Source organism: Pseudomonas sp. N-137 (genome assembly GCF_034555295.1).
GTDB classification, from domain to species: Bacteria; Pseudomonadota; Gammaproteobacteria; order Pseudomonadales; family Pseudomonadaceae; genus Aquipseudomonas; species Aquipseudomonas rhizophila.
In genome coordinates, this window is sequence record NZ_JAXUDQ010000006.1 from 488722 (window position 1) to 504438 (window position 15717).

Below are 15717 nucleotides of genomic sequence, written 5' to 3' on the forward strand. Positions count from 1 at the left end.
TTCACGACAGCAGCAAACCCACCTGGGTGCGCTTGGGCAGCTTGCTCACCACCAGTTGGTGGGAGCGCTGCAGCAGGCCACGCAGTTCATCGGCGCCCAGCGGGTAGGGCGTCTGCATGATGACCCACTGAGCCCGCGCCAGATAGGGCGCCGGGTGGATCCCCGGGCGGTCGCAATGCCCCAGGAACAGATCCTTGTCCACCTTGAACGCCAGTGATTCGCCCCGCAGGTTCTGCAGGGCGAACATCTTGTTGCCGGCAATGGAAAATACCCGCACGCCGCCCCATTTGTAGTCCTCCCTGGCGCCCGGCAAACCCAGGCAGAACTGCGCGACATCCTCTTCGCTCAAGCTCATATTTTTCTATCTCCACAGCCATCGAATGCTTCTACCAAGTGGTCGATCCACGCGCGCACCGCTGGCAACATGCCGCGTCGATGCGGATAGACTGCCTGCAGCCAGCCGTCCGGCAGCGACCACTCGGGCAACAATTCCACCAGTGTGCCGTCCTGCAGTTCCTCCTCGCAATACATGCTCGGCAACAAGGTGAAACCCAGGCCGGCGAGGGCGCAGGCGCGGCGCACAATGAAGTCGTCGATGCCCAGCCGGGCTTCCAGGGCCAGTTCGACGGGCTCTGCGTTGGCCTTGAGCAGGCGCAGATGGACCAGGCGATCGGCGTCCAGCGCCCCGAGTATCGGCAGTTTCTTGAGATCCTCCGGGGTATTGATCTGCCGTCCTGCGACGAACGCTGGGCTGGCGACCATGATCAGCCGCGCCTGACGCAGCCGTCGCGTCATCAGCAGCGGGTCTTCGTCCCCCAGATCGCGCACGCGCAATGCCACGTCGATGCCTTCGCTTACTAGGTCAACCCGCCGATTGACCAGCATCATTTCCAGCTGCACTTGAGGGAATTTTTCCAGGAAGCTGGCGATCACCCCGCCCAGCATCTGATGAGCCAAACCCACCGGACTGGAAACCCGCAGGCGCCCGCGCGGCTCAGTGGACATGCTCGCCACGGCTTCATCGGCCATCTCGGCTTCCAGCAGCATGGCTTGGCAATGGCGCAGATAACGCTCGCCAACGGCCGTGAGCTTCAACTGGCGGGTGGTACGTTGCAGCAGTCGGGCGCCAAGGCGCTCTTCCAGTTCAGCGATACGCCGTGACAGCCGCGACTTGGGAATACCCAACAGGCGTCCGGCCGCGGCGAAACCACCGGCTTCGACCACTTTGGCGAAGTAGTACAGATCATTGAGGTCTTGCATATCGAGTTCTATTGTCCTGTCAGTGGAACGAACTATCGCATTAATACTGACTTATCGGCTATTGGCTTCATCGATAGGATTGTTCTCAATTGATCGCTTGGTCGCGATCCTCACTTGGAGAGCACTCATATGAAACTGTTGCACATCGACTCGAGCATCCTGGGCGACAATTCCGCGTCCCGCCAACTGAGCCGTGACGTGGTTGAGGCCTGGAAAGCTGCCGAAGCGGACGTCGTCGTGACCTACCGCGACCTGGCGGCCGATGCCATCAGCCATTTTTCCGCCCAGACCCTGATCGCCGCCGGCACCAGCGCTGAACTGCGCGACGCTGCCCAGAAGCACGAGACTGACCTCAGTGCCTCGACCATGGCCGAATTCCTGGCGGCGGACGCGGTGGTCATCGCAGCGCCGATGTATAACTTCACCATTCCGACTCAACTCAAGGCCTGGATCGACCGTATCGCCGTGGCCGGCCAAACCTTCCGCTACACCGAAGCCGGCCCCGAAGGCCTGTGTGGTGGCAAGAAACTGGTGATCGTTTCCACCTCTGGCGGCCTGCATGCCGGCCAGCCAAGCGGCGTAGCGCATGAGGATTATCTGAAGGTCATGTTCGGTTTCCTCGGCATTACCGACATCGAGTTCGTTCGCGCCGAGGGCCTGGCTTACGGTGACGAAATGCGCAGCAAAGCCATAAGCGAAGCCAAGCTGCAGATCAGCGAGCAATTCGCCGCAGCTTAAAGACCGCGCAAAAAAACACCAGGCCTGGGCGAACCGGCCTGGTGGGTTTGCACAAGGTCGATCAATAAGCGGCTGTTTCGGTACGGCGCCGCAGCAGTAAAGTCAGCCCCAGTCCGATGATCGACAGCAGTGCCGCACTGAAAAAGATCGAGGAATACCCCAGATTCAACGCCACCGCGCCCATCAAGGGCCCGGCAATCGCCAGCGCCAGGTCGAAGAACACCGCATAGGCGCTCAGTCCTGCGCCACGGCTGGTATTCGGGACTTGCTTGATGGCCTCCACACCCAACGCCGGATACACCAGCGACAGCCCGAAACCGGCCAGCCCCGCGCCGATCAGCGCGAACGCGGTAGAAGGTGCCAGCCACAGCAACACCAGCCCCAGGGTTTCTATACACATGCAGGCAATGGCCGTCCTGAAGCCTCCGAAGCGGGCGATGCTGGAAATGAACAACAAGCGCGACAGAATGAAACAGACGCCAAACACTGTCAGGCACCAGGCCGCCCCTGTCCAGCCGCGACTGACATAAAACAACGTGATGAAGGTGGTGAGCGTACCGTAGCCGATCGACGCCAGGCACAGGCTCGTCCCGTACGGTGCTATACGCCCGAACACCGCCCAAAAGGGCAGGCGCTCGCCTCGAATGACCGGCACCGATGGCTTGTTGCGTATCAACAGCAGCGCCGCGCCGGCCAGCAGCGACAAGGCGATCCCCAGGCTGACAAAGCCCAGCTCACTGACCATTACCACTCCCAGCGGAGCGCCGATGGCAATGGCCCCATAAGACGCGATGCCGTTCCATGAGATCGAGCGGGCCGTGTGTTCGACCCCCACCTGGCCCATGCACCAACTGATGGTGCCCACGCCAATCAGGCCCTGAGCCACCCCGAGCAGCAAACGCCCGGCGATCAGGATCAACAGGCTCAGCAGTGGAAAGCTTTGCAGCAGCGTCGAAAGCAACGTCAGCAAACCACTGAGGACGATCCCGTACAGCCCATAAACGATCGCCCGCTTGGTGCCGATACTGTCCGACAGCCGCCCGGCCATGGGCCGACTGAGCAGCGTCGCCAGATACTGGGAGCCGATGGTCAGCCCGGCCACCACGGCACTGAAGCCCAACTGTTCGTGGACATAGCCCGGCAACACGGCAATCGGCAGGCCGATGCAGAGAAAGGCGATGAAGGTATAGAAGACGATGGAGATGATCTGCCAGGTGATCGACAGGGAACTGGGGGGGGATGGGTGTGTTGGCATGAGGCTCGTTCGCGGGCAGCGGTAAGAGGGGCTCATCATGGCGCGCGGCGGGAATAAAAGAAAGCAGGCTAACGGTTTGCCCGGGTGGTGATGGTGCCGACGCTATCGCGAGCAGGCTCGCTCCCACACTGGCCGCAGGGCTTGGAAGAACATCGGTTCCTTGTGGGAGCGAGCCTGCTCGCGATGACGGTAGGTCGGCCAATACCAAGTCGACTGAAACGGCCAAATCGCAAGCAAGCTGTGCTCCCACAAGCGGTTCTACCTTGAAAACAAAAAGCCCCGTCACAACGGACAGGGCTTTTCACTTGCAGCTTGAAGCTTACAACTCAGCGCTGCTCTTAAATCAGCACACCCTGGCTGCGCAGGTAATCGTCATAGGTGCCGCTGAAGTCGATCACGCCATCGGCGCTCAACTCGATGATGCGGGTGGCCAGGGACGATACGAACTCACGGTCGTGGCTGACGAAGATCAGCGTGCCCGGGTAGTTTTCCAGCGCCAGGTTCAGCGCCTCGATGGATTCCATGTCCAGGTGGTTGGTCGGTTCGTCCATCACCAGCACGTTCGGCTTTTGCAGGATCAGCTTGCCGAACAGCATGCGACCCTGTTCACCACCGGAAATGACCTTGACCGACTTGAGGATCTCGTCGTTGGAAAACAACATGCGGCCCAAGGTGCCGCGAACCAGTTGTTCGCCGCCCTGGGTCCACTGGCCCATCCAGTCGAACAGGTTGACGTCGTCTTCGAAGTCGTGGGCGTGGTCCTGGGCGTAGTAACCCAGTTCCGCGGCGTCGGTCCATTTCACAGTACCGGCGTCCGGCTCCAGTTCATTGACCAGGGTGCGCAGCAACGTGGTCTTGCCGATGCCGTTCGGGCCAATGATCGCCACGCGCTCGCCGGCTTCGACGGTGAAGCTGAAGTCCTTGAACAACGGCTTGCCGTCAAACCCTTTGGCCATGCCTTCGACAATGACCGCCTGACGGTGCAGCTTCTTGGTCTGTTCGAAGCGAATGAACGGGCTGACACGGCTCGATGGCTTGACCTCGGCCAATTGGATCTTGTCGATCTGCTTGGCACGGGAGGTGGCTTGCTTGGCCTTCGAGGCGTTGGCCGAGAAGCGGCTGACGAACGATTGCAGTTCGGAAATCTGCGCTTTCTTCTTGGCGTTGTCCGACAGCAGTTGCTCGCGGGACTGGGTCGCCACGGTCATGTACTCGTCGTAGTTGCCCGGGAACAGGCGCAGCTCGCCGTAGTCCAGGTCCGCCATGTGGGTGCAGACACTGTTCAGGAAGTGACGGTCGTGGGAGATGATGATCATCAGGCTCGAACGCTGGGTCAGCACGTTTTCCAGCCAGCGGATGGTGTTGATATCCAGGTGGTTGGTCGGCTCGTCCAGCAGCAGCACTTCCGGGTCGGAGAACAACGCCTGGGCCAGCAGTACCCGCAGTTTCCAGCCGGGCGACACTTCGCTCATCGGGCCGAAATGCTGCTCGATGCCAATTCCCAGGCCCAGCAGCAGTTCACCGGCACGGGACTCGGCGGTGTAGCCGTCCATCTCGGCGAATTCGGTTTCCAGCTCGGCCACGGCCATGCCGTCTTCTTCGGTCATTTCCGGCAGCGAATAGATGCGGTCGCGCTCGGCCTTGACCTTCCACAGCTCTTCGTGGCCCATGATCACGGTGTCGATCACGGTGAATTCTTCGTAGGCGAACTGGTCCTGGCGCAGTTTACCCAGGCGCACGTTCGGCTCAAGCATGACCTGGCCGCCGGACGGTTCGAGGTCGCCGCCGAGGATCTTCATGAAGGTCGACTTGCCGCAACCGTTGGCGCCAATCAGACCGTAGCGGTTACCCGCGCCGAACTTGACAGAGACGTTTTCGAACAGTGGCTTGGCGCCGAACTGCATCGTGATGTTAGCTGTAGAGATCAAAGGTTTATCCTGCGGAACATTCAGAGTAGCTAAGGGTGCGGCAGTACCTGTTCAGTACCTGTTTGCGCAGGTCCCGACCGCGCGAAAGCTTCGCGGTCGCAAGCGCAAGGGTCCATCCGGCATAAGAGGACAGCAGCATACGGAGCGCTTGACCCAAATAGACGTACGCCGAAGCCGGAATCCGGTATCGGCCAAAAAGGGGGCGCGTAATGTTTGGCGGCAATTGTACTGATCTGGCCGCGTTAACGATAGGGTGTAACCCAGGCAAGACAGTTTTTCACAACGCAGGGATAACCTTTGGTTACGAGTTGTGGCTAAATTGCCATCTCACTTACGCCATTCCCCACGCTGTTCGGCTGTGCGGGAAGTGGCAGCCTGTCCACTTTTGATGTGTGCGGATACTGTGAAACTCATCATTGCCGCGATCTATCTTCTCTCTATCGGTTATGTGCACCTGCGCGGGCGCGTTCGGCACAAGCTCGGACGCCAGTTGAGCGACCATTCGTCCTTCCTCGCGCCGATCAACTGCCTGCTTTACCTGTGCTCGAAACTGCCCAACAAGCCTTTCCTGAACCCGGCGCAGTTTCCCGACCTGAGCCCGTTGCAGGCCCATTGGCAGGAGATCCGCGCCGAAGGCCAGAATTTGCTGCGAGCGGGGGAGATCAAGCGCTCCAACCAGTACGACGATGTGGGCTTCAATTCGTTCTTCAAGACCGGCTGGAAGCGTTTCTACCTGAAGTGGTACGCCGACAGTCATCCCTCGGCCATGAAGCTGTGTCCGCGCACCACTGAACTGGTGCAGAGCATCGGTTCAATCAAGGCGGCGATGTTCGCCGAACTGCCACCGGGCTCCAAGCTGGTTCGTCATCGCGACCCGTATGCCGGGTCCTACCGGTATCACCTGGGTCTGGAAACGCCCAACGATGCCGGCTGCTACATCAATGTCGATGGTGAGCATTACCATTGGCGTGATGGCGAGGCGGTGATATTCGACGAGACGTTCATTCATTACGCCCAGAACACCACGCCTCACAATCGCATCATTCTCTTTTGCGACGTGGAACGCCCCATGAGATTTCGCTGGGCCAGTGCCTTCAACCGCTGGTTCAGCCGCACCGTGATGGCGGCCGCCGGAGCGCCCAATGACGCCGGAGACAAAACCGGCGGCCTGAACCGGGCGTTTTCCAGGCTTTACAGGATTCGCCTGCAAGGCAAGGCGCTGAAGAAGCGCAACCGCAAGCTGTATTACTTGCAGAAGTGGGCGTTCTTCGGCGGTCTGCTGGCGGTCTTCATCTGGATATGAGCGGGTGACTCTCCGTACCTGCGTCATTCCCCAGGTTTTTGCGCATCCAGTTGCTCCCACATCCTGGCCGTGATTCGCTGGCGATGGTTGTACCCCTCCCAAGGATCGGCGCCCAGGTTTCTGGCCCGTTCTAGGGCCGTATAGATGTCCCACTGCTGGGCGTTACGCAGACCGTCAAGCTCGGCCCGGGCAATCGGCACGGATACCGGCAGACCTGGCCGAGCGCGCACGGAATAGGCGCTGACGGTGCTGGCGCCCCGGGCGTTACGCAGGTAGTCGACAAATATCTTCCCGACACGGTTCTTCGGCCCCATGGTCGCGGTGATCCGCTGCGGCATCTGCCGGGTCATGAACAGGGAGATGGCCTTGGCGAAAGCCTTGGTAATGTCCCAGCCTTCACTGCGCGCCAGCGGCACGATGACATGCATGCCTTTGCCTCCGCTGGTTTTGAGGAAGGCCTGCAAACCCAGTTCGTCGAGCACCGAGAGGGTCAGGCGAGTCGCCTCGATCATCGCGCTCCAGGGCAGCGACGGGTCGGGGTCCAGATCAAGAACGAACAGGTCCGGCGTCTCGATCCGATCATGCGTGGCGGCCCATGTGTGCAACTCCACCGTGCCCATTTGGGCCGCGCTGACCAGCGACTGCACACTGTCGATTTCCATCAGCGCGGCATGCCCGGGATCCAGTCGCGGATCCAGCTGTTTGATGTGGGGAATGTCCAGGCGATCGGCGTGTTTCTGAAAGAACTGCTCTTCGCCGATTCCCTCTGGCGCCCTGAGCAGGGCAACCGGGCGCTGCTTCAGGTGCGGCAGAATCCAGGGAGCGATGTCCTCGTAGTACTGCGCCAGTTCGACTTTCTGCACGCCGCTGACACTGTCGATGACGCGCTCAGGGTGGGAAATCTCCAGCCCTGAGACCTGTAGGCTACGGGCTTTGCCGCGAGGCGTGGTTTTGGCGGGCAGGGGTTTTATCGGAACTGGCTGCTGACGCACAACCTTGCTTGCCGGTATGTCGTTCTGCAGATCCAGGAACACTGCCTGGCGCACCAGGCCGTCGCGGGTCCAATCAGCGAACTCGACTTCACAGACCTCGGTTGGCTCTACCCAATGCACGCCGCGGCTTTGCGCGCTGCTGACCGGTGCGACCAGTGGCGAATCGTCCCGCTCCAGGCTACAGAGTTGCTCGTGCAGTTGTTTGAGCCGGGCTTGTGCGAACCCTGTGCCGACGCGACCGGCATACATCAATCCCTTGGGCCCGTTGACCGCCAGCAACAGTGCACCGAAACCACTGCGCCGGCCTTTGGGGCGGGTGAAGCCGACGATCACGAACGGCTGGCGCAGACGGCACTTGAGTTTGATCCAGTCGGCGCTGCGGCGCGACACATAGGGGCTGCCCAGGCGTTTGCCGATCACGCCATCGAGTGCGAGGGCGTTGGCACTTTCAAAAATGTCGTGCTGGTTGGCGGAAAACGACTCAGAGAAGCGCAGGCGCTTGCTGGCATTGTTCTTCAGCGCCTTCTTGAGGGCTGCCCGGCGTTTTTCAACCGGCGCCTGGCGCAGATCGACGCCATTTAAAAAAGGCGCATCAAACAGGACGTACACCAGGTCTACCGTGCGGCCAATCTCGAACGACTGTCGCAGGGCCACAAAGTCAGAGTGGCCGTCGTTATCGAGCGAAACGAGGCCGCCGTCGAGCCAGCTGTCACCCAGATTCAGCTCAGACAACGCATCGGCGTGCAATTGCAGTCGGTCGGTCCAGTCCTGTTGATTGCGGCTGAGCAAACGCACTTGACCCGCTTCAATGCGGGCCATCAGTCGATAGCCATCGAACTGGACTTCATAACGCCATTCACCGGCCGGGGGCTGCTCAACGGGGGTGGCGCGTTGCGGCAACAAGCGCTCGGGAAGGGCACTGCTACCGGTCTGGCTCTGCCGGGTGCGCTTGCGGCTGTGCTTGTGCTCCGGCTCGGCACCGGACAAACGGGCGTATTCACTCTCGGCCTTGGCCATGACGGATTCCCTTGTATTGCTGGCGCCCGGGGATTAGCCCCGGGAGGCCTTGGTGGCTTTTTTCGCGGGAGCGGACTTGCTGGTCTTTGCGGGCTTTGCAGCGGTTTTTCCGGCAGGCTTTTCTGGCGCCTTGCCCTTACCGCCCAGGCTGCGCTTGAGCAGTTCGGTAAGGTCGATGACATCGGCGCTCTTGCGTTGCTCTTCACCCGGATCGGTTTCCACCGCCTCCAGACGGCCTTCTTTGGCCTTTTTCTCCACCAGTTCCATGATCTTGTCTTCGAAGCTGTCCCGATACTCTTGCGGTTCCCAATCGGCGCTCATGTCCTGCACCAGCCGCTTGGCCATTTCCAGCTCCCCCTTGGCCAGGGTTGGCTTGATGACTTCATCGCCCAGTTCCAGGATGTCGAGTTCGCGCACTTCGGCGGGCCAGCGCAGCATCACCAGCACCAGCGCAGACTCCAGCGGCATCAGCGCTGCCAGATGCTGGCGGGTATGCAGCACGACATGGGCCAGCGCCACCTTGTTGGTCTTGATCAGGGTTTCGCGCAGCAGGGCGTAGACCTTGCCGCCGCGTTTGTCTGGCGCCAGGAAGTAGGGCGTGTCGATGTTTTGCAGGGGAATTTTGTCGCTGTCGACGAAAGAAAAAATATCGATGGTCTGGGTGGACTTGGGGTGGGCGGAGCGAATCTCCTCTTCGCTCAGCAGGACGTATTGACCCTTCTGGTATTGCACACCCTTGACGATATTTTCCTTGGTCACTTCCTTGCCGGTGACCTTGTTCACTCGCTTATAGCCAACCGGGTCCATGCTGCGCTTGTCCAGCCAGTCAAAATCCACTCCCTGGGAGGACGTGGCCGACACCAGCGCCACAGGAATGTGGACCAGTCCGAAGCTGATTGCGCCTTTCCAGATTGCCCGTGCCATGGAGGGGGTTCCTTGCCGATGAATGAGTCATTCAGGTGACCTTGCGGCGTTCGCAAAAGTTTCCATGGAGCGCCGGTTGACCCGCCCCGCATTGCCTTCGAGACGCTTGGTTACATCTTCGGACGGACATTTCCCTTAACAACGGCGAACCGGCGGCGTAGCGTGCTTTCGATATGCCTGAATCCAAGAGGTGCTCCGATGAACAGGCTGCTACTCGCTCTCATGACGCTGTTGCTGACCACCGCCGCCCACTCGGCAACGCCCGACTGCGGGGCCATGGTCCTGGCCCAGAACCTGCCAGGTAACAACAATCCCTATAACAGCCCGATCCGCCGGGCCAATCCCAACAGCATGCAGGGCACCCGGCCCAACGTGCCGATGATCCATAACAACCCGACCGTTCCCGTTCCCCGGGCACCCACGCTGGAAAATGGCGGTATCGGCAACGGGTATCCCCGTTCCGGTCAGCCTGCCGGCTCGCCACGGCCTACCATCAAGCCCAATCCACCGCCGAGGGACACCTCAAACGACATTCGCTGAGTGCCGAGCCCTGGCAGTCTTTATTCACACCACAGAAGGAAGTGTGCATGTTGCGTAAAACACTCCTGGCCGCATTCTGCGCCAGCGCTGTACTGACTCTCGCCACCCCGGCGTCTGCTGCGCAAACCCGGCAGCTCAAGAGCGAGGAGGGCACGGTGGAGGTGACCACCGTGGTCAAGGGGCTCGAACACCCCTGGTCCGTGGCTTTCCTGCCTGACCAACAGGGCATGTTGGTGACAGAGCGAGCGGGCAACCTGCGTCGGGTCAGCCCGGATGGCCAGCTCTCGGCACCATTGAACGGCGTACCTGAGGTCTGGGCCAGAGGCCAGGGCGGTTTGCTGGACGTCGTGCTGTCGCCGGACTTCAAGCAGGACCGCACGGTCTACCTGTCTTACGCCGAGGCCGGCGATGACGGCAAGGCAGGCACCGCCGTGGGCCGTGGGCAATTGTCCGAAGACCTGCAGAGCCTGAAGAATTTCAATGTGATTTTCCGCCAGCAGCCCAAGCTTTCCACCGGGAACCACTTTGGGTCGCGCCTGGTGTTCGACCGGGACGGCTATCTGTTCATCACCCTGGGGGAAAACAACGAGCGGCCCACGGCCCAGGACCTGGACAAGCTCCAGGGCAAGATCGTGCGCATCTACCCCGACGGCAAGGTGCCGGACGATAACCCGTTTGTCGGTCAGGCAAACGTACGCCCCGAGATCTGGTCCTACGGCGTTCGCAACCCCCAAGGGGCGGCGCTCAATCCCTGGAACGGTACGTTGTGGGAGAACGAGCACGGTCCCAGGGGCGGCGATGAGCTGAATATCATCGAACGCAGCAAAAATTACGGCTGGCCGCTGGCGACTCACGGCATCAACTACTCTGGGGCGCCGATCCCGGAAGCCGGCGGCAAGACCGCCGAAGGCACGCTTGGCCCTTTTCATGTATGGGAAGTGTCACCCGGGCTGAGCGGCATGGCGTTCTATGACAGTGACCGCTTCAAGGCCTGGCAACACAGCGTGTTCATCGGTGCGCTGGTGTCCCGGAATCTGATCCGCCTGGAACTGGAGGGTGACAAGGTCGTGCACGAAGAACGCCTGCTGGGTGAGCTTGGCGAGCGCATCCGCGACGTGCGCCAGGGGCCGGATGGTTTCCTGTACGTACTGACAGATGATGACGATGGGGCGCTCTATAAAGTCGGGCTCAAGTGATTCGCAACAGTGCCCATTGACTTGCCAGCCAGCGGCAGGCTAATTTCCAGGCATGACCAGCACCGTATTGCGTAGCCAGCCAAGCATTATTACCGCCATTCCTTATTTGGCGGGCTAGCTGACGACTGCACCCAACCCGCCTCCGAGGCGGGTTTTTTCTTTCTGTCTCCGGAGTTTTGTCCAAACCAGGAGACCGCCATGCCTACCACCCGCCCCGAGCAAGCCCTGCTAGAACATTACGTCAAGAAGATCCTGGCCGCGCCGGTGTACGAACTGGCCGTACGCACGCCGTTGCAAGCGGCCACCGGACTGTCCGAAGCCTTGGGCAACCGGATCCTTCTCAAGCGTGAAGACCTGCAGCCGACTTTTTCTTTCAAGATCCGTGGCGCCTACAACAAACTGGTGCAACTGACCGCCGAGCAACGGGCTCGCGGTGTCATCACCGCTTCAGCGGGCAATCATGCCCAGGGCGTGGCGCTGGCCGCGCGGGAGCTGGGCATATCGGCCAGCATCGTCATGCCACTCACCACACCGCAGCTCAAGGTGCTGGGCGTGCGCAACCGGGGCGCCGAAGCAGTGCTGCACGGGGAGAGCTTTCCCTTTGCCTTGGAATACGCACTGGAGCTGGCCCGACAGACCGGACGAGAGTTCGTTTCGCCCTTCGATGATCCGGACGTGATCGCCGGGCAGGGCACCGTCGCCATGGAAATCCTGCGTCAACACCCAGGCAGCCTGGACGCGATTTTTGTCCCGGTCGGTGGCGGGGGGCTGATTGCCGGGGTCGCGGCCTACGTCAAGTACCTGCGCCCGGAGGTTCGCATTGTCGGGGTGGAGTCACAACATTCCGCCTGTCTCCAGGCGGCGCTGGCAGTCGGTGAACGGGTCAGTCTGGCGAGCGTGGGAACCTTTGCCGATGGCGTGGCTGTCGCACAAATAGGGGCCTACGGCTTCGACATCTGCCGTTTCTGCGTTGATGACGTGATCACCGTCACTGACGACCAATTGTGCGCAGCCATCCGAGACATCTATGACGATACCCGGTCGATAACCGAGCCCTCGGGCGCCTTGGCGGTCGCCGGCATCAAGCAGTACGTCGCCCAGACCGGCGCGCGAGGCCAAACACTGGTGGCAATCGATTCCGGCGCGAATATCAACTTCGATAGCCTGCGCCATGTGGCAGAGCGGGCTGGCGCCGAAGTCATTTGACGTTTTTTACGCGACGTCACACTTTTTTCGAAGCAGCCGACGGGTGCCCACTCACCCCTGCGCAATAGGGTCTAATCTAGCTTGCGACAGGATCACTGGCGATTGCAGTTTGCATGAGGAAAATCCCGCTTCCTTGCAATTTGCACGCGCGCTCTCACAGTCCTGGACGCTAAGTAGTTGATTTGGATCAATCGGGATTTTCTTTAAAGCAGGCATATTTTTTGCGGGATGATTAGGGAGTCGCTGCACGGGCTCATTAATTAGAAAACGCCAAGAACGAACGAACGGCACGGCATTCGTAGTCCCAGTCCGCAGGGAAGAACGGACGAAAATACCGCCGTCGTGAACATAAATTGGCCGCCTCAACAGGAGAGAGTCGCCATGTTTTTATCTGCCCTCGAAATGCGAAACATCATTGAAAGCAGCTTGCTGCCCAAGCGCTCGCAATGCACGTTGTCACCTGATTTGTCGATGACAATCAAGATCTATGACGATCATGAAACCGATCGTGTGGCATTGATCAAAACCGATATCGATGCCAATAAACTCAATGGCTGCCGGGCAATCAACGACCTGATCGCCGAGTTGCGCTCCGAACTCGACCAAAATCACCACACCGGTAATCACTTCCATCAGCAACACCGCATGACCGGGCGCTGATCACGGCCTTGTCTTCCCAGGAATCACCTCCGGGTTCGGTCATTGTCCGAACCCGGTGCCGTGCTTTTTCCCAAACAGCTCAATCCAATTGTTGCCGGTAAGGCAGATCCGGTCCGGTCCGGCCGCATGTCAGCGCAGCTGCGCGCATGGCAAAAGCGAGCATCTCGCTCACCTGCTCACGGGTCAGGGTATGCAGGCCTTCCACCGAATCCAGTTGGTGCTCGGTCAGCCAGGTAATCAACGCCGCCTGGAAGGTGTCCCCGGCGCCCACGGTATCGGCGATCTGCACCGAACATGCCGGCATTGACCAGGAACCGTGCTGGCGGCTGAATACCGTCGCGCCTTGACTGCCACGGGTAAGGAACACCAATTGGCAACGGTGCTCCATCCAACGCTCGATGATGGTCTGTGGCGGTTGGTCGGGATAAAGAAGACTCAGGTCTTCGTCGCTGACTTTGATCAAATCGGCATATTCGACCAGCGTTGCGATTCGCGAGCGCCACAGTTCGATGTCCGGTTGCGGGTTGAGTCGCACGTTCGGATCCAGGCTGACCAGGCGTTTACCGCTCTCGCGTCGCACCAAGGCCAGTAGGGTGTCGGCAATCGGCTGCACCACAAGAGAGAAGGAGCCGACATGCAGCCCCCGTACGTGCTCACCGAGCACCGGTAGGTGGTCCAGGCCTAGTTGCCGGTCCGCGCATCCTTCACCGCGAAAGCTATAGTGGGGCGAACCGTTGGCACCGACCGCCACCATTGCCAGGGTCGTAGGCGCGTCGAAGTCCAGTGCGTACTCGGTGCTGACACCTTCGGCAGCCAGGACCTGATGCAAGCGTCGGCCCAGGTAGTCCGTGGACAGCCCGCCAAACAGTGCCGATTCCACGCCCAGGCGTCGCAACCCGACTGCCACGTTGAACGGCGAGCCGCCCGCGATGGCTTTGAAGTTGACCTGCGACGCCGGACCGCCCATCTCGTTTTCGCTGAAAAAATCAAACAGTGCTTCACCACATACCAAATACATAGTTCTTTTATCTCAAAGGGTTGCGATACGTTCTTGATAGTTGGCATAAGCTTTTTGCGATGCTGCGACCTGCTCGGTAATGGGCCGGGTTTCGCTGGCTGGGTCGAGCTTGACACAGCGCTCGCACAGATCGGCCAGGCTTTGCTGTGAGCCTGAATGGCACCACGCCGCCTGAATCGCCGCACCCAGGGCGGCCGCTTCGCTCTGTTCAGTGCAAATGACCGTGGTATCCATGATGTCGGCGACGATCTGCCGCCAAACCGGGCTTTTCGAACCACCGCCGATCAAGCGGATGCTCTGGGCCTCGAGCCCGTTGGCGCGCAGCAGGTCCAGGCCATAGCGCAAACCGAAGGTGGTGCCTTCGACCACCGCCCGACACAGATTGGCCTGGGTCAGGTTGGTGGTGGTCAGCCCGAAAAGGCTGCCGGTGGCATGGGGCAGGGCGGGAACTCGCTCGCCGTTGAGAAACGGCAGCATGCACACGCCTTCGGCGCCTATCGGGGCCCTTGCCACCAAGGCGTTGAAGGCGTCGATGTCCAGCTCCAGCAGCTCGCGCATGGCCCCGGTGGCGTTGGTCAGGTTCATGGTGCAGATCAGCGGCAGCCAGCCGCCGCTGGATGAGCAGAAGGTTGCCACCGACGGCTGCGGACTGACCGCAGGTTCGGCGGCATAGGCGTAGACCGTGCCGGAGGAGCCCAGGCTCATGGTGATCACGCCGGGCTGGATGTTGCCGGTGCCGATAGCGCCCATCATGTTGTCGCCACCTCCGCTGGCCACCAGCGCGTCGGGATTGATGCCCAGGTGCGCGGCAACGGCCGGCAGGATCCGCCCGACCGGCTGATGGGCCTCGATCAGCTCCGGTAATGCCGATTGCAGCCGACCGCTGGGATCGATGTGCTGCAGCAACCGCGCGTCCCATTGACGGGTGCGTACGTTGAAATAGCCGGTGCCCGAGGCGTCGCCGTATTCGCTGCAATGGCGGCCGGTGAGCCAGTGATTGAGAAAGTCGTGGGGCAGCAGGATGCTGGCGATGCGTTCGAAAACCTGGGGATGCTGCTCCCGCGTCCAGAGCAGTTTGGAAACCGTGTAGCCCGGCGCGATCACCACGCCGAGGCGTGCGAGACTGCCGTCTTCACCCCCCAGGTAGGCCAAAAGCCGATCGTTTTCCGGCGTCGTCTCGGTGTCGCACCACAGCTTGGCCGGGCGCAAGACCTGGCCCTGGTCGTCAAGCAGCACCAAGCCGTGTTGCTGGCCGGACACGCCGATGCCGAGGATCGCCTGGCCATCGACCCCGGCGGCGGCCAGGGCTTGGTGAGTCGCCTGGGTGAACGCATCGAGCCATTGCTGGGTGTCTTGTTCACGGCGACCGTTGGCCCCGCTGATCATGCTGTGGGCAGCGGCACCCTGGCCGAGCACCTGGCCGCTGAGCGTATCCAGGATCAGTGCCTTGGTGCCTTGGGTGCCGCAGTCGATGCCCAGGAACAGTTGTTGGTTTGCCATAAAAATCCTTGGGTGAGTCAGATCGATATCTGCAAGAAGTCATCGGCCGGTAAACACAACCCCCGTGGCGAGGGAGCTTGCTCCCGCTGGGGCGCGAAGCGGCCCCATCAACCTGACAACTGGGTGTCTCAGGCCGATCCAAGGGGCTGCTGCGCAGCCCAGCGGGAGCAAGCTCCCTCG

General features: G+C 60.8%; 14 protein-coding genes. 6 read left to right on the top strand and 8 right to left on the bottom strand.

The features are described from left to right. Position 1: 1 nt before the first annotated feature. Both T3A99_RS04485 and T3A99_RS04490 read right to left on the bottom strand, forming a co-directional pair. On the bottom strand, positions 2–355 hold the full coding sequence (locus tag T3A99_RS04485; protein ID WP_047229124.1) for an MmcQ/YjbR family DNA-binding protein: 354 nt from the start codon (positions 353–355) through the stop codon (positions 2–4). Further along, positions 352–1260 carry a LysR substrate-binding domain-containing protein gene (locus T3A99_RS04490; RefSeq protein ID WP_047229123.1) on the bottom strand — a complete coding sequence of 303 codons (909 nt, stop codon included), beginning with the start codon at positions 1258–1260 and terminating at the stop codon, positions 352–354. The genes T3A99_RS04485 and T3A99_RS04490 overlap by 4 nt, the downstream gene beginning before the upstream one ends. Before the next feature lie 129 nt (positions 1261–1389). Between T3A99_RS04490 and T3A99_RS04495 the strand changes: the two genes are divergently transcribed. Then, positions 1390–1998, top strand: a complete 609-nt coding sequence (locus tag T3A99_RS04495) for an FMN-dependent NADH-azoreductase (protein ID WP_322833990.1) — start codon at positions 1390–1392, stop codon at positions 1996–1998. A gap of 61 nt (positions 1999–2059) precedes the next feature. Here the strand turns inward: T3A99_RS04495 and T3A99_RS04500 are convergent, their stop codons facing one another. Together T3A99_RS04500 and T3A99_RS04505 are read right to left on the bottom strand one after the other, a co-directional pair. Beyond that, on the bottom strand, positions 2060–3253 hold the full coding sequence (locus T3A99_RS04500) for an MFS transporter (protein ID WP_322833991.1): 1194 nt from the start codon (positions 3251–3253) through the stop codon (positions 2060–2062). 338 nt (positions 3254–3591) lie between these two features. Further along, positions 3592–5181, bottom strand: a complete 1590-nt coding sequence (locus T3A99_RS04505; RefSeq protein ID WP_076384583.1) for an ABC-F family ATPase — start codon at positions 5179–5181, stop codon at positions 3592–3594. A 403-nt stretch (positions 5182–5584) separates the two neighbouring features. Here T3A99_RS04505 and lpxO point away from each other — a divergent pair, with 403 nt between their 5' ends. Further along, positions 5585–6484 (top strand): lipid A hydroxylase LpxO, encoded by a 900-nt coding sequence (gene lpxO, locus T3A99_RS04510; protein ID WP_322833992.1) that lies wholly within the window; start codon positions 5585–5587, stop codon positions 6482–6484. A 23-nt stretch (positions 6485–6507) separates the two neighbouring features. Here lpxO and ligD read toward each other — a convergent pair whose 3' ends face one another. Both ligD and T3A99_RS04520 read right to left on the bottom strand, forming a co-directional pair. Then, positions 6508–8493 (bottom strand): DNA ligase D, encoded by a 1986-nt coding sequence (gene ligD / locus T3A99_RS04515; RefSeq protein WP_322833993.1) that lies wholly within the window; start codon positions 8491–8493, stop codon positions 6508–6510. 33 nt (positions 8494–8526) lie between these two features. After that, complete coding sequence (locus T3A99_RS04520) at positions 8527–9417, bottom strand: Ku protein (RefSeq protein ID WP_076384587.1); 891 nt, start codon at positions 9415–9417, stop codon at positions 8527–8529. Between the two features lie 198 nt (positions 9418–9615). Between T3A99_RS04520 and T3A99_RS04525 the strand changes: the two genes are divergently transcribed. The 4 genes from T3A99_RS04525 to T3A99_RS04540 all read left to right on the top strand — a co-directional run bounded on the left by T3A99_RS04525 (position 9616) and on the right by T3A99_RS04540 (position 13019). After that, entirely contained in the window at positions 9616–9957 is a 342-nt protein-coding gene (locus T3A99_RS04525) for a hypothetical protein (RefSeq protein ID WP_274090471.1), read from the top strand. Between the two features lie 47 nt (positions 9958–10004). Continuing rightward, the gene (locus tag T3A99_RS04530; RefSeq protein ID WP_107322458.1) at positions 10005–11153 is read left to right on the top strand and encodes a PQQ-dependent sugar dehydrogenase; all 1149 of its coding nucleotides are present in this window, start codon (positions 10005–10007) and stop codon (positions 11151–11153) included. A gap of 198 nt (positions 11154–11351) precedes the next feature. Next, positions 11352–12359 (top strand): threonine ammonia-lyase, biosynthetic, encoded by a 1008-nt coding sequence (gene ilvA / locus T3A99_RS04535; RefSeq protein ID WP_080962918.1) that lies wholly within the window; start codon positions 11352–11354, stop codon positions 12357–12359. Positions 12360–12740: 381 nt separating this feature from the next. Next, positions 12741–13019 (top strand): DUF1652 domain-containing protein, encoded by a 279-nt coding sequence (locus T3A99_RS04540; RefSeq protein WP_047229116.1) that lies wholly within the window; start codon positions 12741–12743, stop codon positions 13017–13019. A 79-nt stretch (positions 13020–13098) separates the two neighbouring features. Here the strand turns inward: T3A99_RS04540 and T3A99_RS04545 are convergent, their stop codons facing one another. Together T3A99_RS04545 and xylB are read right to left on the bottom strand one after the other, a co-directional pair. Continuing rightward, a complete protein-coding gene (locus T3A99_RS04545; RefSeq protein ID WP_047229115.1) occupies positions 13099–14037 on the bottom strand; it encodes a carbohydrate kinase family protein in 939 nt (312 codons plus the stop codon). A gap of 12 nt (positions 14038–14049) precedes the next feature. Beyond that, the gene (gene xylB / locus T3A99_RS04550; RefSeq protein WP_305468465.1) at positions 14050–15537 is read right to left on the bottom strand and encodes a xylulokinase; all 1488 of its coding nucleotides are present in this window, start codon (positions 15535–15537) and stop codon (positions 14050–14052) included. Positions 15538–15717 lie beyond the last annotated feature (180 nt).

Excerpts from the sequence above, each read along its gene's own strand:
- T3A99_RS04520 (WP_076384587.1), bottom strand. The coding sequence starts at position 9,417 with ATGGCACGGGCAATCTGGAAAGGCGCAATCAGCTTCGGACTGGTCCAC.
- ligD (WP_322833993.1), bottom strand. The coding sequence starts at position 8,493 with ATGGCCAAGGCCGAGAGTGAATACGCCCGTTTGTCCGGTGCCGAGCCG.
- T3A99_RS04530 (WP_107322458.1), top strand. The coding sequence starts at position 10,005 with ATGTTGCGTAAAACACTCCTGGCCGCATTCTGCGCCAGCGCTGTACTG.
- T3A99_RS04500 (WP_322833991.1), bottom strand. The coding sequence starts at position 3,253 with ATGCCAACACACCCATCCCCCCCCAGTTCCCTGTCGATCACCTGGCAG.
- T3A99_RS04540 (WP_047229116.1), top strand. The coding sequence starts at position 12,741 with ATGTTTTTATCTGCCCTCGAAATGCGAAACATCATTGAAAGCAGCTTG.
- xylB (WP_305468465.1), bottom strand. The coding sequence starts at position 15,537 with ATGGCAAACCAACAACTGTTCCTGGGCATCGACTGCGGCACCCAAGGC.
- T3A99_RS04495 (WP_322833990.1), top strand. The coding sequence starts at position 1,390 with ATGAAACTGTTGCACATCGACTCGAGCATCCTGGGCGACAATTCCGCG.
- T3A99_RS04525 (WP_274090471.1), top strand. The coding sequence starts at position 9,616 with ATGAACAGGCTGCTACTCGCTCTCATGACGCTGTTGCTGACCACCGCC.
- T3A99_RS04545 (WP_047229115.1), bottom strand. The coding sequence starts at position 14,037 with ATGTATTTGGTATGTGGTGAAGCACTGTTTGATTTTTTCAGCGAAAAC.
- T3A99_RS04490 (WP_047229123.1), bottom strand. The coding sequence starts at position 1,260 with ATGCAAGACCTCAATGATCTGTACTACTTCGCCAAAGTGGTCGAAGCC.
- T3A99_RS04485 (WP_047229124.1), bottom strand. The coding sequence starts at position 355 with ATGAGCTTGAGCGAAGAGGATGTCGCGCAGTTCTGCCTGGGTTTGCCG.
- ilvA (WP_080962918.1), top strand. The coding sequence starts at position 11,352 with ATGCCTACCACCCGCCCCGAGCAAGCCCTGCTAGAACATTACGTCAAG.